General features: G+C 62.8%; 19 protein-coding genes, 2 tRNA genes and 2 pseudogenes. 17 read left to right on the forward strand and 6 right to left on the reverse strand.

Annotated elements, in window-relative coordinates:
- Positions 1 to 211: 211 nt before the first annotated feature.
- From HU738_RS17050 to HU738_RS17065, 4 genes are all read left to right on the forward strand, one after another.
- Positions 212 to 2,449 (forward strand): AsmA family protein, encoded by a 2,238-nt coding sequence (locus tag HU738_RS17050; RefSeq protein WP_186602824.1) that lies wholly within the window; start codon positions 212 to 214, stop codon positions 2,447 to 2,449.
- Entirely contained in the window at positions 2,446 to 3,513 is a 1,068-nt protein-coding gene (mutY, locus tag HU738_RS17055; protein WP_186602822.1) for an A/G-specific adenine glycosylase, read from the forward strand. The genes HU738_RS17050 and mutY overlap by 4 nt, the downstream gene beginning before the upstream one ends.
- Entirely contained in the window at positions 3,510 to 3,782 is a 273-nt protein-coding gene (locus tag HU738_RS17060; RefSeq protein ID WP_027917574.1) for an oxidative damage protection protein, read from the forward strand. The genes mutY and HU738_RS17060 overlap by 4 nt, the downstream gene beginning before the upstream one ends.
- Before the next feature lie 90 nt (positions 3,783 to 3,872).
- Positions 3,873 to 3,948: transfer RNA gene (locus tag HU738_RS17065), tRNA-Phe, on the forward strand.
- Between the two features lie 132 nt (positions 3,949 to 4,080).
- On the opposite strand, the gene HU738_RS17070 is transcribed toward HU738_RS17065, so the two are convergent.
- Both HU738_RS17070 and HU738_RS26020 read right to left on the reverse strand, forming a co-directional pair.
- Positions 4,081 to 4,386, reverse strand: coding sequence for an addiction module antidote protein (locus tag HU738_RS17070; protein ID WP_186602820.1), 306 nt, complete (start codon positions 4,384 to 4,386; stop codon positions 4,081 to 4,083).
- Positions 4,387 to 4,395: 9 nt separating this feature from the next.
- A pseudogene (locus tag HU738_RS26020) lies at positions 4,396 to 4,680 on the reverse strand (type II toxin-antitoxin system RelE/ParE family toxin).
- A 172-nt stretch (positions 4,681 to 4,852) separates the two neighbouring features.
- Here HU738_RS26020 and ppk2 point away from each other — a divergent pair.
- Together ppk2 and HU738_RS17080 are read left to right on the forward strand one after the other, a co-directional pair.
- On the forward strand, positions 4,853 to 5,842 hold the full coding sequence (gene ppk2, locus HU738_RS17075) for a polyphosphate kinase 2 (RefSeq protein ID WP_225923483.1): 990 nt from the start codon (positions 4,853 to 4,855) through the stop codon (positions 5,840 to 5,842).
- A 59-nt stretch (positions 5,843 to 5,901) separates the two neighbouring features.
- Positions 5,902 to 6,345, forward strand: coding sequence for a hypothetical protein (locus HU738_RS17080; protein WP_054886711.1), 444 nt, complete (start codon positions 5,902 to 5,904; stop codon positions 6,343 to 6,345).
- A 182-nt stretch (positions 6,346 to 6,527) separates the two neighbouring features.
- Here HU738_RS17080 and gabP read toward each other — a convergent pair whose 3' ends face one another.
- Positions 6,528 to 7,913: a GABA permease gene (gene gabP / locus HU738_RS17085; protein ID WP_186602818.1), complete on the reverse strand. Its 1,386-nt coding sequence runs from the start codon at positions 7,911 to 7,913 to the stop codon at positions 6,528 to 6,530.
- 632 nt (positions 7,914 to 8,545) lie between these two features.
- Here gabP and HU738_RS17090 point away from each other — a divergent pair.
- The 7 genes from HU738_RS17090 (at position 8,546) to HU738_RS17120 (ending at position 13,686) form a co-directional block, all read left to right on the forward strand.
- Positions 8,546 to 9,319 carry an ABC transporter ATP-binding protein gene (locus tag HU738_RS17090; protein WP_186602816.1) on the forward strand — a complete coding sequence of 258 codons (774 nt, stop codon included), beginning with the start codon at positions 8,546 to 8,548 and terminating at the stop codon, positions 9,317 to 9,319.
- A gap of 11 nt (positions 9,320 to 9,330) precedes the next feature.
- Complete coding sequence (locus tag HU738_RS17095; RefSeq protein WP_176509095.1) at positions 9,331 to 10,083, forward strand: ABC transporter substrate-binding protein; 753 nt, start codon at positions 9,331 to 9,333, stop codon at positions 10,081 to 10,083.
- 54 nt (positions 10,084 to 10,137) lie between these two features.
- A complete protein-coding gene (locus HU738_RS17100) occupies positions 10,138 to 10,830 on the forward strand; it encodes an ABC transporter permease (protein ID WP_054886715.1) in 693 nt (230 codons plus the stop codon).
- Positions 10,830 to 11,519, forward strand: coding sequence for an ABC transporter permease (locus HU738_RS17105; RefSeq protein WP_054886716.1), 690 nt, complete (start codon positions 10,830 to 10,832; stop codon positions 11,517 to 11,519). Before HU738_RS17100 ends, HU738_RS17105 begins: the two co-directional genes overlap by 1 nt.
- Positions 11,520 to 11,655: 136 nt before the next feature.
- Positions 11,656 to 12,861 carry a methyltransferase gene (locus tag HU738_RS17110; protein WP_186602814.1) on the forward strand — a complete coding sequence of 402 codons (1,206 nt, stop codon included), beginning with the start codon at positions 11,656 to 11,658 and terminating at the stop codon, positions 12,859 to 12,861.
- A 403-nt stretch (positions 12,862 to 13,264) separates the two neighbouring features.
- Positions 13,265 to 13,513 carry a hypothetical protein gene (locus tag HU738_RS17115; RefSeq protein WP_176509098.1) on the forward strand — a complete coding sequence of 83 codons (249 nt, stop codon included), beginning with the start codon at positions 13,265 to 13,267 and terminating at the stop codon, positions 13,511 to 13,513.
- 97 nt (positions 13,514 to 13,610) lie between these two features.
- Positions 13,611 to 13,686: transfer RNA gene (locus tag HU738_RS17120), tRNA-Thr, on the forward strand.
- Between the two features lie 71 nt (positions 13,687 to 13,757).
- Here HU738_RS17120 and HU738_RS17125 read toward each other — a convergent pair.
- The gene (locus tag HU738_RS17125; protein WP_186602812.1) at positions 13,758 to 14,210 is read right to left on the reverse strand and encodes a DUF2442 domain-containing protein; all 453 of its coding nucleotides are present in this window, start codon (positions 14,208 to 14,210) and stop codon (positions 13,758 to 13,760) included.
- Between the two features lie 41 nt (positions 14,211 to 14,251).
- Positions 14,252 to 14,427, reverse strand: a pseudogene (locus tag HU738_RS17130) (DUF4160 domain-containing protein).
- Between the two features lie 231 nt (positions 14,428 to 14,658).
- Here HU738_RS17130 and HU738_RS17135 point away from each other — a divergent pair.
- Positions 14,659 to 14,850 (forward strand): hypothetical protein, encoded by a 192-nt coding sequence (locus tag HU738_RS17135; RefSeq protein WP_176509101.1) that lies wholly within the window; start codon positions 14,659 to 14,661, stop codon positions 14,848 to 14,850.
- Between the two features lie 174 nt (positions 14,851 to 15,024).
- On the opposite strand, the gene HU738_RS17140 is transcribed toward HU738_RS17135, so the two are convergent.
- Positions 15,025 to 17,322: a TonB-dependent siderophore receptor gene (locus HU738_RS17140; RefSeq protein WP_186602810.1), complete on the reverse strand. Its 2,298-nt coding sequence runs from the start codon at positions 17,320 to 17,322 to the stop codon at positions 15,025 to 15,027.
- 139 nt (positions 17,323 to 17,461) lie between these two features.
- Here HU738_RS17140 and HU738_RS17145 point away from each other — a divergent pair, with 139 nt between their 5' ends.
- From HU738_RS17145 to HU738_RS17155, 3 genes are all read left to right on the forward strand, one after another.
- Positions 17,462 to 18,178 (forward strand): response regulator, encoded by a 717-nt coding sequence (locus HU738_RS17145; RefSeq protein ID WP_186602808.1) that lies wholly within the window; start codon positions 17,462 to 17,464, stop codon positions 18,176 to 18,178.
- A gap of 1 nt (position 18,179) precedes the next feature.
- A complete protein-coding gene (locus tag HU738_RS17150) occupies positions 18,180 to 19,547 on the forward strand; it encodes an ATP-binding protein (protein ID WP_186602806.1) in 1,368 nt (455 codons plus the stop codon).
- A gap of 102 nt (positions 19,548 to 19,649) precedes the next feature.
- Complete coding sequence (locus HU738_RS17155; RefSeq protein ID WP_186602804.1) at positions 19,650 to 21,320, forward strand: FMN-binding glutamate synthase family protein; 1,671 nt, start codon at positions 19,650 to 19,652, stop codon at positions 21,318 to 21,320.
- Positions 21,321 to 21,343: the final 23 nt, after the last annotated feature.

The raw sequence follows: 21,343 nt of genomic DNA on the forward strand, positions 1-21,343 counted from the left end.
TGACATGAAAGCAATCTGATATCGTTATTTTTCCCGTGGCTGAATCGGTATTTCCAGCAATCCGGCGGCGAAGGAACTGACGAAGCCACAGCTGTCGAATGCCGCAATCATCGGAAATACCCTGCATCGCTAGTCGTATACGCAGGGCCCACCCCTGCGGCGCTATACTCAGCCGTTCGGAATTCACACTACGGACTACAAGGACTCGCCCATGAAAGCGTTCGGCAAAATCCTGGGACTGGGGCTTCTCGGGTTGCTGCTGATCATCGTGGCGCTGGGCTTCGCCCTGACCCACCTCTTCGATCCCAACGACTACAAAGACGAGATCCGCCAACTGGCGCGCGACAAGGCGCACGTCGAGCTGACCCTCAACGGTGACATCGGCTGGAGCCTGTTCCCCTGGCTGGGCCTGGAGCTGCATGAAGCCAGCATCGCGACGCTGGCCAAACCCAAGGAGCCGTTCGCCGACCTGCAGATGCTCGGCCTCTCCGTGCGTGTGCTGCCACTGCTGCGCCGCGAAGTGCAGATGAGCGATGTACGCGTCGAGGGCCTGAACCTGACCTTGCTACGCGACGAAAACGGCCACGGCAACTGGGAAGACATCGGCAAGCCGCTACCGACCACCCCCGATGGCACTGCCAGTGCGCCGGCCCAGGCACCTGCCGAGCAACCGGCGAAGCCTGCTGAAAGCAGCAGTGAGCGCGCGGTGAAGCTCGACATCGACAGCCTGACCGTGAACAACGCCCGGGTTTACTACACCGATGCCAAGAGCGGCCAGAGCTACAGCGCCGAAAGCATCCAGCTGAGCACCGGCCCGGTCCACGAGGGCACCAATATCGCCCTTAAAGCCAGCGCCTTCCTCGGCGCCAGCCAGCCGGCCATCAAGGCCCGCACCGAGCTTGCCGGCGAGCTGCGCTTCGATCGCAAGCTCAAGCGCTACAACTTCGAAGACCTGCGCCTGACCGGCGAAACCTCCGGCGAACCTACCGCTGGCAAGACCGTCACCTTCGGCGCCCAAGGCCAGCTGCTGGTCGACATGGGTGCCAACGTGGCCTCCTGGAGCGGCCTGAAAGTCTCGGCGAACCAGCTGCGCGCCCTCGGCGAACTGAACCTGCGCGACCTGGACAAGGCCCCGCAACTGAGCGGCGGCCTGTCCATCGCCCAGTTCAACCTGCGCACCTTCCTCGACGGCATCGGCCACCCGCTGCCGGCCACCAACGATCCGGCAGCCTTCGGCAAGCTGGAGCTGGTGACCCGCCTGCAAGGCACACCGTCCAGCCTGACCCTGGCCGACCTGGCTGTGAAGCTGGACGACACCACCTTCACTGGCCGCGTGGCCATCGACGACTTCGCCAAGCAGGCCCTGCGCCTGCAGCTCAAAGGCGACAGGTTCGATGCCGATCGCTACCTGCTGGCCAAGAGCGAGCAAGCCAAAGGCGCCACTGCCGCACGCCAGGCGGAGGTGCAGCAGCAGGAAGCCAGCGCAGTTGCCGGTGCCGGCAGCTCGCCACTGCCCAATGCCCCGACCCAGGTAGCCTGGAGCGACGACAAGCTGTTGCCGGTAGACCGCCTGCGCGTGCTCGACCTGCAAGCTGACCTGGCCTTCGGTGCGCTGACCCTGGACAAGCTGCCCATCAGCGATGCTCAGTTGCAGGCCACCGCCCAGGGCGGGCTGCTGACCTTGCAAACCCTGCGTGGCGGTCTCTACAACGGCACCTTCGAAGCCAAGGGCAACGTCGACGTGCGCCCTGCCGTGCCGCAGCTCGGCATCAACACCAGGATCAACCGGGTGCCGGTCGAGCACTTCATCAAAGTTGAAGGCAAGGAGCAGACGCCGCCGGTCAAAGGCCTGCTGACCCTGACCAGTGATCTGACGGCCACCGGTAACAGCCAGAAGGCACTGGTCGACACCCTCAATGGCAGCGCAAACTTCACCATCAATGACGGCGTGCTGGTCAATGCCAACCTCGAACAACAACTGTGCCAGGCCATCGCCACCCTCAACCGCAAGACGTTGAGTGGCGAACCCCGTGGCAAGGACACCCCGTTCGAAGAGCTACGCGGCAGCCTGGTGATTCGCAATGGCGTAGCCAGCAACCCCGACCTCAAGGCACGCATCCCTGGCCTGACCGTCAACGGCCATGGCGACCTCGACCTGCGCGTGCTGGGCATGGACTACAACGTCGGCGTGATCGTCGAGGGTGATCAGCGCGCCATGCCCGACCCGGCCTGCCAGGTCAACGAACGCTTCGTGGGCGTGGAAGTGCCGCTGCGCTGCCGCGGCCCGCTGGAGATCGGCGCCAAGGCCTGCCGCCTGGACCAGGACGGCCTGGGCAAGGTCGCGGCCAAGCTGGCCGGCAACCGCCTTAAAGACAAGATCGATGAAAAACTTGGAGACAAAGTGAGCCCAGAACTGAAAGACGCGCTCAAGGGGCTGTTCAAGCGATGACCCCCACGCAGTTCTCCAGCGCCGTGCTGGACTGGTATGACCAGCACGGTCGCCACGACCTGCCCTGGCAACAGGGCATCAACCCATACCGCGTGTGGGTTTCGGAAATCATGCTGCAGCAGACCCAGGTCAGCACCGTGCTCAACTACTTCGACCGTTTCATGCAGGCCCTGCCGACCGTGCAGGCCCTGGCTGAGGCGCCGGAGGACGAAGTGCTGCACTTGTGGACCGGCCTTGGCTACTACACCCGCGCACGCAACCTGCAGAAGGCCGCGAAGATCGTCGTCGAACAACATGGCGGCGAATTCCCGCGCAGCGTCGAGCAGCTCACCGAGCTGCCCGGCATCGGCCGCTCCACAGCGGGTGCCATCGCCAGCATCAGCATGGGCATTCGCGCGCCGATTCTCGATGGCAACGTCAAGCGCGTGCTGGCCCGCTACACCGCCCAGGCCGGCTACCCCGGCGAGCCCAAGGTGGCCAACCAGCTGTGGGCCACGGCCGAGCGCTTCACCCCGCACCAGCGCGCCAACCACTACACCCAGGCGATGATGGACATGGGCGCGACGCTGTGCACGCGCAGCAAGCCCAGCTGCCTGATCTGCCCGTTGCAGCACGGCTGCGAAGCACACCTGCACGGCGAAGAAACCCGCTACCCCGAGCCCAAACCACGCAAGGCACTGCCGCAAAGGCGCACGCTGATGCCACTGCTGGCCAACGATGAAGGCGCCATTCTGCTTTACCGCCGCCCATCCAGCGGCCTGTGGGGTGGCTTATGGAGCCTCCCGGAGCTGGACGATCTTGCCCAGCTCGACGACCTCGCCTACCAGCACGGCCTGCGCCTGGCCGAAAGCCGCGCACTGGACGGCCTGACCCATACCTTCAGCCACTTCCAGCTGGCGATCGAGCCATGGCTGGTACGTGTCGAGCCGGTCGGCCAGCACGTGGCCGAGGCCGACTGGCTCTGGTATAACCTCGCCACCCCGCCGCGCCTGGGCCTCGCCGCCCCGGTCAAGAAGCTGCTCAAACGCGCGGCCGACGAACTGATTGCAGGAGAAGCCCGATGACCCGCACCGTGATGTGCCGCAAGTACAAAGAAGAACTCCCAGGCCTGGCCCGCCCGCCCTACCCCGGTGCCAAGGGCCAGGACATCTTCGACCACATCTCGGAGAAAGCCTGGGAAGACTGGAAAAAACACCAGACCATGCTGATCAACGAAAAACGCCTGAACATGATGAACGGCGAGGACCGCAAGTTCCTTCAGGGCGAGATGGACAAGTTTTTCGCTGGCGAGGAATACGCCCAGGCGGAAGGGTACGTTCCCCCCTCCGAATGACCCCACGAACCGTAAGCGACGGAATTAATTTAAAATTTTTTCAAAAAGTCGTTGACGGGCCGTCAGAAAATCTATTTAATTCACCTCGTCGCCCAGATAGCTCAGTCGGTAGAGCAGAGGATTGAAAATCCTCGTGTCGGCGGTTCGACTCCGTCTCTGGGCACCACCTTCAAGCTTCTGGTGGTTGCAAAGTTACCCGAAGCGACACAAGAAACCCGCCCAGTGCGGGTTTTTTGTTGTCTGCGTTTTTTGCTTTTGGGATGGGCAGCATCGATAGCTGCTCCCCCCACCTCCAGCCCTACCCCGCAGTTCGCGGAGACACCACCTCGGCATGTAGCCTCAGTCCGAGTGCCGCCATCACTTTCATGATGGTCGCCAGGCTTGGATTACCCTCCGCCGACAACGCTTTGTAGAGCCCTTCGCGAGTCAGGCCCGTATCACGCGCCAGCTGAGCCATGCCACGAGCACGCGCGATATCGCCCAAGGCAGCGGCAAGCAACACCGGATCGTTTTCTTCAAGGCAGGCCTCAAGGTACAGAGCCATGTCTTCCTCTGTCTTGAGGTGATCTGCGGCATCCCACTTGGTCAGTTTGGTCGCAGTCATGGCGGCCTCCTAAAGCTCGCGTGCCAGCTTGAGGGCTGAACTGGTGTCCCTGGTCTGCGTGGACTTGTCGCCACCCGCCAGAAGGATGATCACCTCGTAGCCTCGCTGAACGAAATACACCCGATAGCCCGGACCGTAATCGATCCGCTACTCGGACACTCCTTCACCTACCGGCTTACAATCCCCAATCACTCCAAGCTCGACCCGTCGCACATTGATACGAGCCTGTGCACGAGCATCCCGCAACGCGGCGAACCACCTTCTGTAGCTGTCGGTTTGTAATAGTGTGTGCATGGGAAAAATGTAAACCGTAGTTCACACCACATCAATCTGGACGCGTTTCAAACTATTTGATTACGCAGCGCCGCATCCTCCGCCCACCGGCATTGATCAGCATCAACGACCTCCCCCACCCCCAAACTCACAATCACAAGTGGACATTCGACCCAACCTCGCAAGGACCTCCATGAGCGAAGAAGCCACCCTCCTGCTCCCCGCACCCGGCGAATCCTCTTCCCCCGCCCCTGCTGCACCTCGCACGCGCCGCCCTCGCCAGCGCAAACCCGAGCCCTCCATCAGCAAGGTCAGCCAGGCCCCAGCCGCGCTGGAAGTGGCAAGTGCACCAAAGGGCAGCAACGAAGACAGCACCTCGGCGCGCCTGCCGGCCAGCTACCCGTACCGCACCCGCCTGCGTCGCCAGGATTACGAGAAGACCAAGCATGCGCTGCAGATCGAACTGCTGAAGGTCCAGAGCTGGGTCAAGGAAACCGGCCAGCGCGTGGTCATACTGTTCGAGGGGCGTGACGCAGCAGGCAAAGGTGGCACGATCAAACGCTTCATGGAGCACCTCAACCCGCGAGGCGCCCGGATCGTTGCGCTGGAGAAGCCTTCCGAGCAGGAACTGGGGCAGTGGTACTTCCAGCGTTACATCCAGCACCTGCCCACGGCGGGTGAAATGGTCTTCTTCGACCGCTCCTGGTACAACCGCGCCGGGGTCGAGAAGGTAATGGGCTTCTGTTCGCCGGTGCAGTACCTGGAGTTCATGCGCCAGGCACCGGACCTGGAGCGAATGCTGTGCAACAGCGGCATCCTGCTGTTCAAGTACTGGTTCTCGGTGAACCGCGAAGAGCAGCTGCGCCGCTTCATCTCGCGCCGGGACGACCCACTCAAGCACTGGAAGCTTTCACCCATCGACATCAAGTCGCTGGACAAGTGGGAAGACTACACCGCAGCCAAGGAGGCGATGTTCTTCCATACCGATACCGCCGATGCACCGTGGACGGTGATCAAGTCGGACGACAAGAAACGCGCACGAATCAACTGTATCCGGCACTTCCTGCATTCGCTGGATTATCCGGGGAAGGACCACCGCGTGGCTCATGCACCCGATGAGCTGTTGGTCGGCCGCGCATCGCGCGGGTTCGAGGGAGACGAGCCGACACCGCCCACCAGTTGAATCACCCGGGCTGCTGCGCTTCAATACGCGCAATTTCCGAACACCCCAAGGATTCACCCATGGCCACCCCAACCAAGCAACAGAAACGCGCCAAGCGCGCCGCCAGCAAAGCCAAGCAGAACCGCATGGTGCGCAGCGGCCAGGCGGTCAAGGCCAGCGCCGGTGACAGCGCCAGCATCGAGCAGGTGTTCAACAAGGCCATGGAGACCGACAGCTACAAAGAGCTGTTCGCGAAGATGAAAGCCGCCCAGGAAACCAGCCTGGTAGCGATGATCTCGGTGTTCTTGGTTGACCCGCTGCTGGCCTTGGTACTCAAGGGCCACAAGGAAGAGCACGCCACCGACTACATCGTGCTGGTGTTCAACGCCTACCGCACCTGGCTCGACGGCGCCGACGAAGACACCACCATGGCCTGGCTGGAGAGCGATGAGTTCCAGGAAGCCTATATCGCCGCTTCCGAACTGGTCGCCAAGCAGCAGCAACAGCAGAAGCAGTTTGGCTGACCGGGCTGCTTGACCTGATCTGGCCTCTTCGCGGGTAAACCCGCTCCAACAGATTCACCGCAGGCCAGAGAGCACCTCGATCCCTGCAGGAGCGGGTTTACCCGCGAAAGGGCCCGAACAGGCATCAAAAAAGGCCGCGTCCTGTGCAGGACGCGGCCTTTCTTCATTTCAAGCAGCGCGGATCAGTTGTCCAGCGCCACCCGCCCGGCAGCTTCACGCTTGCGGTGCACCAGCAAGCCCGCCGCCACCACGCCAATGCTCAATAGCGCAGTCGCGATGATCTCGGCACGGTGATCCTCACGCAGCGCCATCACCGCCAGCACGGCAATGATGAAGGCGATGGTTGCCCAGGTCAGGCCAGGGAACAGCCACATCTTGAAGTCGATCTTCTCGCCGCGCGCTTCACGCTGGCTACGCATGCGCAGTTGCGACACGGCAATCACCAGGTACACCAGCAGCGCGATGGCGCCAGAGCTGGCCAGCAGGAACTCGAACACCTGGGCGGGGGCCACGTAGTTGGCGAACACGCAGAGGAACGCGGCAGCGGTCGACAACAGCACGGCCACATGCGGGGTAGCCGCTTTGGTGGTGCGCTGGGCGATGGCCGGGGCGTCGCCACGCTTGCTCAGCGAGAACAGCATGCGCGACGAGGTGTACAGCGCCGAGTTCAGGCAGCTGGTCACGGCAACCAGCACCACGATGTCGACGATCAGCTTGGCGTTCGGCACACCGATGCGGCTCAGCACGGTCTGGTAGGAACCGACTTCGGCCAGGGCCGGGTCGTTCCACGGTACCAGCGCAACGACGAGGAAGATCGACACCAGGTAGAACAGGCAGATGCGCCAGATCACCGAGTTGGTTGCGCGGCTGATCTGCTTGCCCGGGTCTTTCGATTCGGCAGCGGCGATGGTGACGATTTCGGTACCCATGAACGAGAACATGGTGGTCAGCATGGCCGCCAGCACCGCGCCCAGGCCGTTAGGCATGAAGCCCTGGGTATCGAACAGGTGCGAAGCGCCGCTCACCTGGCTGCTCGGCACGAAGCCAAACATGGCGATGCAGCCCACGACGATGAAGCCGATGATCGCCAGTACCTTGAGCAGGGCGAACCAGAACTCGAACTCACCGTAGTTCTTCACGCTGCACAGGTTGGTCAGGGTCAGCGCCAAGGTAATAAGAAGCGAGAAGGCCCACAGGTCCACCGACGGGAACCAGGCGTGAAGAATGGCCGCGGCGGCGTTGGCTTCCAGCGGAATCACCAGCACCCAGAACCACCAGTACAACCAGCCAATGGTAAAACCGGCCCAGCGGCCAATGGCGCGGTCGGCATAAGTGGAGAACGAGCCCGTATCCGGCGAGGCGATCGCCATTTCGCCGAGCATGCGCATCACCAGTACGACCAAGGTACCAGCGGCGGCGTAGGCCAGCAGCACGGCCGGGCCGGCAGCTGCGATGGCATGGCCGGAACCCACGAACAGACCGGCGCCGATAACGCCAGCAATGGACAGCATGGTGACATGCCGTTGTTTGAGCCCCTGAGCGAGGTCATTGGAATTGTTACCGCTCATTAAAACTACCTTTGTAAGGAGTGGACCACTCCGACTGCGTTAACAGAGCGCACCTGGGGTTGACCTAGGCGTCGCTGCAATCGGCGGCTTCGTACTGGCAATAACCGCGCCATGTGCTGAATACATTCGTCAGATCCTTCCACGAGCCTTCTAACGGTGCGGGTTGCAGGGCATTCGGCCAACCTCTGTCCGAAAGGGCGCCAAACAACCCTGTTGCGTCCGGATTACGGAAATACCCACTTACAAACGCACCAAAGGTGCTCCACGGTAACACCTTTGCACCGGCGCAAAGCACAAAAGCGCAACCTGCAGGTACAACCCTCCTCGCCGACTTCGATAGGCTACGGTCGCACCCGCAGCAGCGGGCCAGACCCGCGAGTGGTCTGAAAGCGCTTCCCAGTGCCGGCCAAAACTGGCACCATCGCGCCTTTTTTCATCAAGGCTACGGCGCTGGGCGAGACCCTTTGCGGACATCTGCGCGACGTTGCGCTGCAACGATGCGACAAACTGCCCCGGCAACGCCTTGAGCCCCCTGCGACCCTGTTGGCCGTCTATTGCCGCTATGCTAGCGTGGCGCTCGCCAGGAAGGCCGCCAACAGCTGGGAACGCACCCGATCACATGAGGACCGCACATGGCCCAGGCCACGCCCGCGCTGGAAATCCGCAATCTGCACAAACGCTACGGCGAGCAGGAAATTCTCAAGGGCATTTCGCTGACCGCGCGCGACGGTGACGTGATCTCCATCCTGGGGTCGTCCGGCTCCGGCAAGTCCACCCTGCTGCGCTGCATCAACCTGCTGGAAAACCCCCACCAGGGTGAAATCCTCGTCGCCGGCGAGAGCCTCAAGCTCAAGCCCGCCAAGAACGGTGACCTGATCGCCGCCGACAATCGCCAGATCAACCGCCTGCGCAGCGAGATCGGCTTCGTCTTCCAGAACTTCAACCTGTGGCCACACATGTCGATCCTCGACAACATCATCGAGGCGCCGCGTCGCGTGCTCGGCCAGAGCAGGGCCGAAGCCATCGAAGCCGCCGAAGCGCTGTTGAACAAGGTCGGCATCCACGACAAGCGCCACAGCTACCCCGCCCAGCTTTCCGGTGGCCAGCAACAACGCGCTGCCATCGCCCGCACCCTGGCCATGAAGCCCAAGGTCATCCTGTTCGACGAGCCGACCTCGGCGCTCGACCCGGAAATGGTCCAGGAAGTGCTTAACGTTATCCGCGCACTGGCCGAAGAAGGCCGTACCATGCTGCTGGTGACGCACGAGATGAACTTTGCCCGCCAGGTGTCCAGTGAAGTGGTCTTCCTGCACCAGGGCCTGGTTGAAGAGCAAGGATCGCCGCAGCAGGTCTTCGAGAACCCGACCTCGGCGCGTTGCAAGCAATTCATGTCCAGCCACCGCTAACGGAGCAATACATGCACATTTACAAGAAGTTCCTCCTGGCAGCCGCTGCCACCCTGGTGATGTCGGCAAACGCCATGGCCGCGGAAAAACTGCGCATGGGTATCGAAGCCGCCTACCCACCGTTCAACAACAAGGATGCCAGCGGTAACGTCGTCGGCTTCGACAAGGACATCGGCGACGCCCTGTGCGCCAAGATGAAGGTCGAGTGCGACGTGGTCACCTCCGACTGGGACGGCATCATCCCGGCCCTGAATGCCAAGAAGTTCGACTTCCTGGTGTCGTCGCTGTCGATCACCGACGAGCGCAAGCAGGCGGTCGACTTCACCGACCCGTACTACTCCAACAAGCTGCAGTTCATCGCGCCGAAGAACGTCGACTTCAAGACCGACAAGGCGTCGCTCAAAGGCAAGGTGATCGGCACCCAGCGCGCTACCCTGGCGGGCACCTGGCTGGAAGACAACTACGGCAACGACGTAGAGATCAAGCTGTACGACACCCAGGAAAACGCCTACCTGGACCTGGTGTCCGGCCGCATCGACGGCATCCTGGCCGACAAGTACGTGCAGTACGAGTGGCTCAAGAGCAAGGACGGCATGAACTTCGAGTTCAAGGGCGAGCCAGTGGTCGACAGCGACAAGATCGGCATCGCCGTGCGCAAGGGTGACCCGCTGCGTGAGAAGCTGAACAAGGCCTTGGCGGAAATCAAGGCTGACGGTACGTACAAGAAGATCAACGACAAGTACTTCCCATTCAGCATCGAATGATCCGCTCCGACCTGCGCGCCCCTGGGGCGCGCAGGTCCCTAGAATGACCTGCCCATGAATATCGACCTGCACGGATTCGGTCCGGCCATGATGGCTGGCACCCTGATGACCGTAAAACTGGCGCTCTGCGCCCTGTTGCTGGGGCTGGTCCTGGGCCTGCTCGGCGCCCTGGCCAAGACTTCCACGATCAAGCCGCTGCAATGGCTTGGCGGTTTCTACTCGACCCTGGTGCGCGGCGTGCCCGAGCTGCTCTGGGTTCTGCTCATCTACTTCGGCACCGTCGGCCTGATGAACAGCCTCGGCGAAGCCCTGAACATGCCGGGCCTCGAGCTGAGCGCCTTCGCTGCCGGCGTCATCGCCCTGGGCCTGTGCTTCGGCGCCTATGCCACCGAAGTGTTCCGCGGCGCGATCCTGGCGATTCCCAAGGGCCACCGTGAGGCCGGCCTGGCACTGGGCCTGTCCAAGGGCCGCATCCTGTCGCGGATCATCCTGCCACAGATGTGGCGCATTGCCCTGCCTGGCCTGGGCAACCTGTTCATGATCCTGATGAAGGACACCGCACTGGTGTCGGTGATCGGCCTGGAAGAAATCATGCGCCACGCGCAGATCGGCGTGACCGTGACCAAGGAGCCGTTCACCTTCTACATGGTCGCCGCCTGTATCTATCTGAGCCTCACGATCATCGCCATGACCGGCATGCACTTCATGGAAAAACGTGCCGCTCGCGGCTTTGCGAGGGCTGAATAATGAATTGGGAAGTCATCATCAAGTGGCTGCCGCGCCTGGCCCAGGGCGCGACCCTGACCCTGGAGCTGGTGGCCATCGCCGTGGTTGCCGGGTTGATCCTGGCCATCCCGCTGGGCATCGCCCGCTCGTCGCGCCACTGGTACGTGCGCGCCGTGCCGTTCAGCTACATTTTCTTCTTCCGCGGCACGCCGCTGCTGGTGCAGCTGTTCCTGGTCTACTACGGCCTGGCGCAGTTCGACGCAGTGCGCTCGAGCAGCCTGTGGCCGTACCTGCGCGATCCGTTCTGGTGCACGGTGCTGACCATGACCCTGCACACCGCCGCCTACATCGCCGAGATTCTGCGCGGTGCGCTGCAGTCGATCCCCAAGGGTGAAATCGAAGCCGCACGGGCACTGGGTATGTCGCGAGGCAAGACGCTGTTCTACATCATGCTGCCACGCGCCTCGCGCATCGGCCTGCCGGCCTACAGCAACGAAGTGATCCTGATGCTCAAGGCCAGTGCCCTGGCCAGTACCGTGACCCTGCTGGAACTGACCGGCATGGCCCGTACGATCATTGCCCGGACCTACCTGCCAGTGGAAATCTTCTTCGCTGCCGGGGTGTTCTACCTGGTGATCTCGTTCGTGCTGGTGCAAGGCTTCAAGCTGCTGGAGCGCTGGTTGCGCGTAGACGCCTGCCAGGGTCGATAAACCTACACTGCCGTCTTCGCGGGTAAACCCGCTCCCACAGGGATCCCCACTGCCTCGAGGCCTGTGGTGAACCCTGTAGGAGCGGGTTTACCCGCGATAGGGTCCTGAAAAACACCACCCATCTCAAACCCGCCCCATGTCCACCTACCTCCACAGCCACCAGTTGCACGACCGCTTCCAGGCCCTCGACCAGTTCCTGACCGAGCACCAGTCGCTGTGGAAACCCCGGCCCTTCACCGTTCTGCGCCTGGACTGGGAAACCGAATACCCCGAACTCGCCGCCCACCTGCGCCAGTGCACCCTGGCCGACGCCGAAGCCGACATCGACCCGCAAGGCCTACCGGCCCCGTTCCCGCAACTGGCTGCAGAAGCCCGGCAACTGTCGGCCCTGGGCGAACTCCCCGACAATGGCCTGCCTGCCGCCGGGCAGCGCCTCAACGTCGCCGTTCCCGGCCGCAAATGGCAGCAGATCGAAGCCTTCAGCCGCCGCCTGGGCTTTCGCGAGCAGACCCGTCACTGGCTAGACTGGTGCTCCGGCAAAGGCCACCTCGGCCGCCGTCTGCTACAACCCGGCCAGCAGCTCACCTGCCTGGAATACAACCCTGAGCTGGTGGCCGCCGGCCAGTCCCTGAGCGATCACCATCACCTGCCCGCGACCCATGTCCACCAGGATGTGATGGCTGCCAGCAGCACCCTCCACCTGAACCACGAGAAAAGCGTGGTCGCCCTGCACGCGTGCGGCGAGCTGCACGTACACCTGCTGCGCCAGGCCAGCCAGCAAGGTTGCCGACACCTGGCCGTGGCCCCCTGTTGCTACAACCGCATCCCGGGCGAGCACTATCAGCCGTTATCCACAGCCGCGCAGAACTCCCCACTGCAGCTGAGCATGATCGACCTGGGCCTGCCGCTGAACGAAGCCGTCACCGCCAGCACCCGCGTGCGCCATCAGCGCGACTGCTCCATGGCACGGCGCCTGGGCTTCGACCTGCTGCAGCGCGAACAGCGCCAGTGTGATCAATACCTGCCCACCCCTTCGCTGCCGATCGCCTGGCTGGACAAGCCTTTCGAGCAATACTGCCGTGAGTTGGCCGAGCTGCGCGAGGTCGAGCTCAGGGGTAATCCGGACTGGGCGGCGCTGGAGGCGGCTGGCTGGCAACGCCTGGCCGAGGTGCGCAACCTCGAACGCCTGCGTAACCTGTTCCGCCGCCCGCTGGAGCTATGGCTGGTGCTCGACCGCGCCCTGTTCCTCGAAGAACAGGGCTACTCCGTGCGCCTGGGTACTTTCTGCGACTACCCGCTCACGCCACGTAACCTGCTGCTGCTGGCCGAACGTTGCCGTTAGCCGCAGTACAACCTGTGGATAACTCTGTGAACAAGCTTTTGATGACTGGATGGAGCCAAGCGCTATTTCAAGCGCTTGGCTTATTCCAGAACGGGCCTCAAGCCCAATAAAAACAGGTGTTTGCGCAAAGACCGGCGGTACGCAGAAGCGGCATGCCTTTCGCGCACGGCGGCAATGCCTCTTGTGCATAAACAAAAATTCGATTAGGCAACTTCCCCCCAGGCATGCCCAGAAATTGCGCCTGATTGCACACCCTGAGGGAGCGGGTTCACCCGCGTAGAGGCGCGACGGTGTATCATCCGCCCCCCAAATCATTAAAAAGCTACGTCGCACGCTGCCCGCCAGCCCTGCGACCGTCTGGCGTTGCGCCAGAATCGACAATGGACTAACGGACTACACCATCGTGACCCAAGCCAAATCCCTTGCCCTGCTGGCCTTCACCCTGACCCTGGGCGCCTGCGCCAGCGATCCTGCCCCGCAGCCGGTCAGCAACCTGGACTGGAACACTCCCGGCATGCAGCTGGGCGGCGACAACGGCCTGCCCCTGCGCGTCGAAAGCCCGTGCCGCAAGCGCGGCTGCGATAACGACAAGCTGTTTTTCAACCCCGGCAAGACCGAGCCGAACGTCAACACCATTCACCGCGGCTGGTAAGAAAATATCCTTTTGGGCCGGTGACTTAGGCTATTTTCAAGCTTTCGCAAGGAAGTGGTTTACAGGCGCCAACCGATCGTTATAATGACGCCCCACTGCCGGTATAGCTCAGATGGTAGAGCAACTGACTTGTAATCAGTAGGTCCCGGGTTCGATTCCTGGTGCCGGCACCATACGCAGTATCAAAAAAGGCTCACCGAAAGGTGGGCCTTTTTTGTTTTCACATGCTTGAAACGACTGCCTATCAGGCAGCTTTCTGCTCCAACATCTCCCAACCTAAACAAGCCAGCGCTAACGTACGCGGCACCGCTTCACGTCCACTGCTGTAGCGGCTAATACTGCGCGCACTAACCCCCAGCGCTTCGGCTGCCTGGTCGAGCGTCATCCTGTGTCGCAGACGCCAGCGAATGAAGATTCGCGTGTTCTCATCAGGAGCGGTCTGGGCGAGAGCGTCCAGTAACAAAGTGTCGGCACCAATCTGAATATCCAGCTCCGGCCATTCCACTGACCACCCCCCATCACCCAACGCCACACCCTCGAACGCTTCACGCTTAGCCAGTGGCGCCAATCCGGGATAAGCCCCAAACGCGTCGCTCATATCCAGGGTGAACTGTTGACCATTGGTAAAGATCAGTTCGAGGCAGGCGCCCGAGCGAGGCTGAACAGCCCGCAAGCGGGGACGTTTCATCGATGCCATTTCATCCACTCCTTCAATAGATTGGCCTGATTGGCCGCGACTCACGCTAGGGCCTCTTGCATTACTTTGGCAGGTGCTCTGCCCTGCGTAACAGTCACACTTTCAAGACTGATCACCACGTCCACCCCACCTCCCGTAAGGTGCACGTGAGGTAGCAGATGGTCCCTTTCCCTTAGCTCGATACGATACTTTTCGCGAATCGGTATTTGGTAGACATGGCTCGACCGTATCGCCAATTTGGCGATACATCAAGGAGCGGCTGGTTAGCCTTGAATGCTCGAACAAACCTTTGCAAAACGAGCAGCCCCACGTCACGGGTAAGCGGAAAGCTGTGAGGCACCGCGCGACGAGTGGCGAAGATCGAACATCCACAGGTGGGCATAATGGCATCGCCTTAGCGATTTACCCGCCCATCCGTTTTTTAATCCGCCTTGCGAGCCCCTGTGCAATGAATGCCGAAATCCGTTACTCGATCATCCTGGAGCACACCGCCGAAGTGCTGCTTGCCAATGCCTCCATGGCGCAGGTCGAGGAATTCTGGGATGCCAACGACGCGCGCTATTTTGGCTTGCACATGGAAGACCCGTGCGGCTCGCATGTGCGCGTCATGGTCACCGATGAGATACCAGAGGACGAGTAGTCTTGCGCATGTCTGTAGGAGCGGATTTAGCCGCCGAAGCAGGCACTGCGGTGGATGGCACGGGCTTCGCCCGTGTTCGCGGGCAAGCCCGCTCCTACAGGGATCGCGTCGATTTCAGGGTCTGTGCAAGACAGTTGCCCCCACAAAGTGGGGCCGCTTAGCGGCCCCAATTGATCAGAACGCAGTGCTGACCGTCAGCGACAGGTTGCGCGGGTCTCCGTAGATCGCACCGGCATAGAACCCGTACTGGGTGTAGTAGTGCTTGTCGAACAGGTTGTCGACATTCAGGCTCACCGTGGTGTCATCCGTGAGCTGGTACTTGGCCATGGCATTCCAGATCGCATAGCCGGACCAGTTCACATCGCTCGCCCCGGCACTCACGCCGTTCACCGGCTGCCCCGCCGGGCTGGAAATCGCGCGGATGTTGGTCTGCGCTTTCACCCCGGCTCCCAGGGTTAGGCGCTCCAGCGGGCCGGACAGTCGATAGGTGGTCGAAGCCTTGAACAGGTGCGACGGGTCGCTGCGCCCGTCGCTGTCGACGCGGCGGAAATGCAGGTAGGTATAACCGGCATACACATTCCAGTTCGGCGTCAGCGCACCGGCGATCTCCAGGTCGATACCGTCCGTTTCCTGCCCGGTGCCGGCCTTGTAGGCATCACCCCCGGTTGGCGTGGTCAGGCCGTCGTCGAGCACTGCCTTGTTCTGCTGCTTGGTGCGGAAGTAAGCCGCCGAAGCGTTCAGGCGCCCGTCCAGCCACTCGCCCTTGATGCCGGTCTCGTAGCTCTGGCCGCGAATCGGCTCGACCTTGGTACCGCTTTCGGTCTCGGCCGTTTGCGGGTTGAAGATGTCGGTGTAGCTGGCGTACAGCGAGTAGGTGTCGTTGAGGTCGTACACCGCACCCAGGTAGGGGGTGACGATGCCGTTGTTCTGCTGGTTGCTGCGCACGCCGGCGACGCTGTTGGTGGTTGCCGAGTAATCGGTGGTGCGCACACCGACGATCACCGACAACGGGTCGGTGATGCTCAGGCGAGTGGCGGCGTACATGCCCTGCAAGCGGGTGGTGGTCTTGCTGTGGCGGCCGGTGTGCGAGGCGATCATGTCGTAGTCGCTGTCCACGCCGTTGTGCCAGTCGGTCAGCGGGAAGCCGTTGTTGGCGCGGAACTGGCAGCCCACCGAGGGCGCGCTGACGCGGTCGTCGCTGACCAGGGTGCAGCTGTATTCCGGCGACCAGGCCACGGTGCGGCTGCCGTTGTAGCCGACCATCGCCTGATGGGTGCGACCGAACAGCTGGAACGGGCCGGACAGGTCGATCTGCGCCGATTGCTGGGTGGTGTCACTGGAGCTGTGCAGGCCGTTGAGCACCGCGCCGCTGCCATCCTGGTCCCAGTAGCCGCCGTAACTGCCACGTCCGGCCGAATTGACCTTGGCCAAGCCGCGGTGGTTGAGCACTTCGGCCGTGCTCTGGGCCGCCTTGAGGTCGAGCGTCCAGTCGTTGTCGAAGCGGTGCTCCAGCGAGCCGAAGGCGGTGCGGGTGGTGTATTCGCCGAAGCTCCAGCTCGGCACCACGTTGGTGCTGCGAGGCAGGTCGGTCTTGCTGCCGTCCTTGTACCAGATCGGGATGTTGGCGCCCCAGCCGCCACCGACCACCTTGTTGTATTCGTACTGGTAGCCGGCGCCAATCGTGGTGGCATCGTCGATGTCGAATTCGAAGTTGGCCAGCGCCGCACGCGCGCGTTCGGACTGGTTGTCGCGGAACGAGTTGGCGTCGCCCTGGGTCATCACGAAACGCGAACGCAGGCGGCCATCTTCAGACAGCGGCAGGTTGAGGTCGGCGCCCAGGCGGCGTTTGTCCCAGCTGCCATAAGTGGCGTAGGCGCTGCCGCCAAAGGTCCGGGTCGGGGCCTTGCGGATCAGGTTGACGGTGGCCGACGGGTCGCCGGTGCCGCCGAGCAGGCCGTTGGCGCCGCGAACGATGTCGATGCGCTCGTACAGGTCCATGTTCAGCGCGTTGCCGCCACCGCTGAAGTCGGAGCCGCCCTGGAACTGCAGGCCATCGACCTTCCAGTTGCTGATCGAGTAGCCACGGGCACGGAAGTCAGTGCGCCCACCCACTTCGGACTTGGTGGCGCTCACCCCTGGCGTGGTGTCCAGCGCCTGCTCGATGGAGTGCACATCGCGGTCGTCCATCTGCTGGCGGGTGATGGTGGTGACTGACTGTGGCGTCTGCCGTGGGGTCAGCTGCAGGCCGGTGGAGCTGCGGGTGCTTTCCACCGTGTAGCCGAGCTGGCCGGTTTCGTCTGCGGATACCAGCGCACTGTCCTCGATCTGCGTGGCCTCCAGCTCCAGGGGCTGGCTTTCTGCAGCCAGGGCGCTGCCACTGATGGCGACAGCAACGAAGAAGGCAAGCGGGTGCAGGCGGCTACCGCCGCGGACTACAGGAGTGAAGTCGTTCATGGCGCTCTTGAGGTTCATTTGGGAAGGTTTCGTATTCGCAGATGATTTTTTGTTACGATTCTAGGGATCTGCCCTTTGGGCGCCATACCCGGCTTGTACGGGGATGTAATTGAACGTAACGAGCGCTGCCGGCCCTCCCGAACAGGTGTTTTTCCCGATGAGCACGACCTTGCTGGTTGTCGACGATGACGACGAGATCCGCGAACTTCTTTGCGACTACCTTACCGATGCCGGCTACACCGTACTGGCGGCAGCAGACGGTGAAGGCATGCGCGAGCAACTGGCCGCGAGCAAGGTCGACCTGGTGGTGCTCGACCTGATGCTGCCTGGCGAGGATGGCTTGAGCCTGTGCCGCCAGCTGCAGGCGACGCCGGGCCTGGCGGTGATCATGCTGTCGGCCAAGGGCAGTACGCTGGACCGCATCATCGGCCTGGAAGTGGGTGCCGACGACTACCTGGCCAAGCCTTTCGAACCGCGCGAGCTGGTCGCCCGCATCAAGGCTGTGCTGCGCCGCCCGCAACGCCTGGATAGCCCAGACGAGCAGGCTAGCGAAGCTCAGCGTTTCGCCGGTTTCAGCCTCGACCCCGTCAAACGTCTGCTGACCCGCCCCGACGGCGAAACCCTCACCCTGCCCCGCTCCGATTACCGGGTGCTGCGTGAACTGCTGGAGGCCAACAACCGTGTGGTCTCGCGCGATCTGCTGACACGCTGCGCGTTTGGCCGCGATCACCACCCCGACGACCGCTCGGTGGACATGTGCATCAGCCGCCTGCGTCAGCAATTGCGCCGCGCACCGGCCAGCGATATCCAGATCCTGACCATCCGCAACGAAGGCTATCTGCTAAGCATTGCCCGCACCGAGGCCGACAGCTGAAATGCGTTGGCTCCGTCGCCTGTGGCCGCGCACGCTGTTTGGCCAGCTGCTGCTGATCATGGTCAGCGGCACGCTGGTGGTCCAGTTGATGTCGAGCAGCATCTGGTTCGATGTGCGTTTCGCCCAGGTGCTCGAGGCACCGATCCGGCTCATGGCCGCGCGCAGTGCCCCGCTGATTGCCCAGGCCGACTGCCACACGGAACATTTGCAGGTGCCGGTACACTATCAGCTGCGCTGCGCCGAAAGCGAACCGACGCAACAGCAGGATCAGCGGCGCGGGCACCGGCGCGTCGAGCTGTTGCTGCAACAGGCGCTCAGGTATGAACTGGGCCATGCCCAGGAAGTGCGCCTGCTGAAGGTGCAACTGACCGATGAACTTGGCCAGCCGATCGTCTGGCGCAGCCTGTTCGGCCTGCGCACCGCCCAGGCGCATATCCAGTTCGCCGTGCCATTGCCCGACGGCCACTGGCTGAGCATTGACGGCCAGGAACTGCAGGGCTGGAGCGGCGAGTCGGCGTGGGTGTTGATCAGTGACTACCTGTTGCGAGTCTACGCGCTGCGCATCGTCGCCGTGCTGCTGGTCTGCCTGATCGCGGTGCGCCTGTGCCTGCGCCCGTTGCAGCGCCTGGCCGATGCCGCACGTGGGCTGGGCAGCAACCTCGAACAGCCACCGTTGGCCCTGGACGGCCCGGAGGAAGTGCGCCAGGCTGCGCTGGCCTTCAATGCCATGCAGCAACGGCTGATCGCCATGGTCAACGACAAGGCCTACTTCCTCGCCGCCGTGTCCCACGACCTGCGTACCCCGCTGACACGCATGCGCCTGCGCCTGGAGCGCCTGCCGGACGATGAGCAGCGCGAACGCCTGCGGCAGAACATCACCCAGATGGACAACATGATCGGCCAGGTGCTGGATTACCTACGCGCTGGCGAGCAGCAAAACCTTCAGCAGGTCGACCTCGACCGCCTGGTAGCGCGCTTGTGCGTCGACCTTGCCAGCAGTGCCGAGCCCTTGCCTGTGCACGGCAAGGGCGGCAGCCTGCGGGTCGATGCCCTGTTGCTGCAACGCTGCCTGCAGAACCTGGTGGTCAATGCCCTGCGTTATGCCAGGGAGGTTTCGGTGACACTGGAAACCGCCATCACCGGCGTGTACATCCATATCGACGACCGCGGCCCCGGCATCGCGCCGGGCCTGCTGGCCACCATCAGCGATCCTTTCGTGCGTGGCGAAGGTTCGCGTAACCAGGCGTCCGGGGGCTATGGGCTTGGGCTGAGCATCGCCCAGCGCATCGCCAGCAGCCATGGCGGCGAACTGCTGCTTTGCAATCGTGAAGGCGGCGGTTTGCGCGTCAGTGTGCTGTTGCCTCGGTGATCCAGCCCCGCGTTCAGGTAATAGTCTTTTACCAAAACCCCAGGTTTTCCGAACCTGCGGTTTGCCTATCCTAGGCCGCGTCATCCCGCCTGCGATGGACCCATGAAAGACTCGCTCCCCAGCCGTTATGCCTGCCTGGCCCTGTGCCTGCTGTTCACCTTCGCCAGCATTCCGTTCCTTGCCCAGCACAGTTGGCTCTGGCCGCTGACGGTGGTTACCACCCTGCTCAGCCTGGTCGGCCTCAACGACCTGCGCCAGAGCCACCACGCGGTGCGGCGCAACTACCCGATCCTGGGCAACATCCGCTACCTGATCGAGACCATCCGCCCGGAGATCCGCCAGTACCTGATCGAAGGTGACGACGACAAGCTGCCGTTCTCCCGCTCGCAGCGCTCGCTGGTGTATGCCCGGGCCAAGAACGAGAGCGCCGAGAAAGCCTTCGGCACGCTCAACGATGCCTACAAGCCTGGCTTCGAATTCATCAGCCACTCGATGCTGCCGGTCGCCACGCCCGACCCGGCATCGTTCCGCATTGCCATCGGCGGGCCGCAATGCCGCCAGCCCTATTGCGCGTCGATCTTCAACATCTCGGCCATGAGCTTTGGCGCGCTCAGTGCCAACGCGATTGCCGCACTCAACCAAGGCGCACGCCTTGGCCGCTTTGCCCATGACACCGGCGAGGGCAGCATCAGCCCTTATCACCGCGAGCATGGCGGCGACCTGATCTGGGAAATCGGCAGCGGCTACTTTGGTTGCCGCACCGCAGACGGCCACTTCGACGCGCAACGCTTCGCCGAGCAGGCGCGCAGCCCGCAGGTGAAGATGATCGAAATCAAGCTCAGCCAGGGTGCCAAGCCCGGCCACGGCGGGATTCTGCCGGCACACAAGGTCAGCCCGGAAATCGCTGCCACCCGCGGTGTGCGAGTGGGTGAGGACTGCATCTCGCCGGCAGCGCACAGCGCGTTCCGTACCCCGGTGGAGCTGCTGCACTTCGTTGCCAGCCTGCGCGAGCTGTCGGGCGGCAAGCCGGTGGGCTTCAAGTTCTGCCTGGGCCACCCGTGGGAGTTCATGGGCATCGCCAAGGCCATGCTGGTCACCGGCATCACCCCGGACTTCATCGTCGTCGACGGCAAGGAAGGCGGCACCGGCGCGGCGCCTAGGGAGTTCAGCGACAACATGGGCGTGCCGATGCGCGAAGGCCTGATGTTCGTGCACAACACCCTGGTCGGCCTGAACCTGCGCTCGAGCATCCGCATCGGCGCGGCGGGCAAGATCGTCAGCGCCTTCGATATCGCCAGCGTGCTGGCCATCGGCGCCGACTGGGTCAACTCGGCCCGTGGCTTCATGTTCGCCATCGGTTGCATCCAGTCGCAGAGCTGCCACACCAACAAGTGCCCGACCGGCGTTGCTACCCAAGACCCGTTGCGCCAGCGTGCGCTGGTGGTGCCCGACAAGGCCGAGCGTGTAGCCAGCTTCCATCGCAACACCTTGCATGCCCTGGCCGAAATGCTTGCTGCCGCTGGCCTTGAACACCCTTCGCAGCTCAAACCCAAGCACCTGGCGCGGCGTATCAGCACCAGCGAGATCAGCCTGTTTTCCGACCTGCACCAATTTCTCAAGCCTGGCGAATTGCTCAGCGGCTCGATCGAAAGCGAGTTCTATGCGCGGATGTGGCGGATGGCGCGCAGTGACAGCTTTGCGCCGGAGACGGGGGATGCAGCGGTCGCAACGACAGCGGCCAGCGTGCGCCGCAAAGAAACAGCCCCGGCATAGGCCGGGGCTGTTCGTGACGCGTG

Origin of the sequence: Pseudomonas vlassakiae, from assembly GCF_014269035.2 — a bacterium.
Classification (GTDB): domain Bacteria; phylum Pseudomonadota; class Gammaproteobacteria; order Pseudomonadales; family Pseudomonadaceae; genus Aquipseudomonas; species Aquipseudomonas vlassakiae.

Excerpts from the sequence above, each read along its gene's own strand:
- HU738_RS17050 (WP_186602824.1), top strand. The coding sequence starts at position 212 with ATGAAAGCGTTCGGCAAAATCCTGGGACTGGGGCTTCTCGGGTTGCTG.
- mutY (WP_186602822.1), top strand. The coding sequence starts at position 2,446 with ATGACCCCCACGCAGTTCTCCAGCGCCGTGCTGGACTGGTATGACCAG.
- HU738_RS17060 (WP_027917574.1), top strand. The coding sequence starts at position 3,510 with ATGACCCGCACCGTGATGTGCCGCAAGTACAAAGAAGAACTCCCAGGC.
- HU738_RS17070 (WP_186602820.1), bottom strand. The coding sequence starts at position 4,386 with ATGACTGCGACCAAACTGACCAAGTGGGATGCCGCAGATCACCTCAAG.
- ppk2 (WP_225923483.1), top strand. The coding sequence starts at position 4,853 with ATGAGCGAAGAAGCCACCCTCCTGCTCCCCGCACCCGGCGAATCCTCT.
- HU738_RS17080 (WP_054886711.1), top strand. The coding sequence starts at position 5,902 with ATGGCCACCCCAACCAAGCAACAGAAACGCGCCAAGCGCGCCGCCAGC.
- gabP (WP_186602818.1), bottom strand. The coding sequence starts at position 7,913 with ATGAGCGGTAACAATTCCAATGACCTCGCTCAGGGGCTCAAACAACGG.
- HU738_RS17090 (WP_186602816.1), top strand. The coding sequence starts at position 8,546 with ATGGCCCAGGCCACGCCCGCGCTGGAAATCCGCAATCTGCACAAACGC.
- HU738_RS17095 (WP_176509095.1), top strand. The coding sequence starts at position 9,331 with ATGCACATTTACAAGAAGTTCCTCCTGGCAGCCGCTGCCACCCTGGTG.
- HU738_RS17100 (WP_054886715.1), top strand. The coding sequence starts at position 10,138 with ATGAATATCGACCTGCACGGATTCGGTCCGGCCATGATGGCTGGCACC.
- HU738_RS17105 (WP_054886716.1), top strand. The coding sequence starts at position 10,830 with ATGAATTGGGAAGTCATCATCAAGTGGCTGCCGCGCCTGGCCCAGGGC.
- HU738_RS17110 (WP_186602814.1), top strand. The coding sequence starts at position 11,656 with ATGTCCACCTACCTCCACAGCCACCAGTTGCACGACCGCTTCCAGGCC.
- HU738_RS17125 (WP_186602812.1), bottom strand. The coding sequence starts at position 14,210 with ATGGCATCGATGAAACGTCCCCGCTTGCGGGCTGTTCAGCCTCGCTCG.
- HU738_RS17135 (WP_176509101.1), top strand. The coding sequence starts at position 14,659 with ATGAATGCCGAAATCCGTTACTCGATCATCCTGGAGCACACCGCCGAA.
- HU738_RS17140 (WP_186602810.1), bottom strand. The coding sequence starts at position 17,322 with ATGAACCTCAAGAGCGCCATGAACGACTTCACTCCTGTAGTCCGCGGC.
- HU738_RS17145 (WP_186602808.1), top strand. The coding sequence starts at position 17,462 with ATGAGCACGACCTTGCTGGTTGTCGACGATGACGACGAGATCCGCGAA.
- HU738_RS17150 (WP_186602806.1), top strand. The coding sequence starts at position 18,180 with ATGCGTTGGCTCCGTCGCCTGTGGCCGCGCACGCTGTTTGGCCAGCTG.
- HU738_RS17155 (WP_186602804.1), top strand. The coding sequence starts at position 19,650 with ATGAAAGACTCGCTCCCCAGCCGTTATGCCTGCCTGGCCCTGTGCCTG.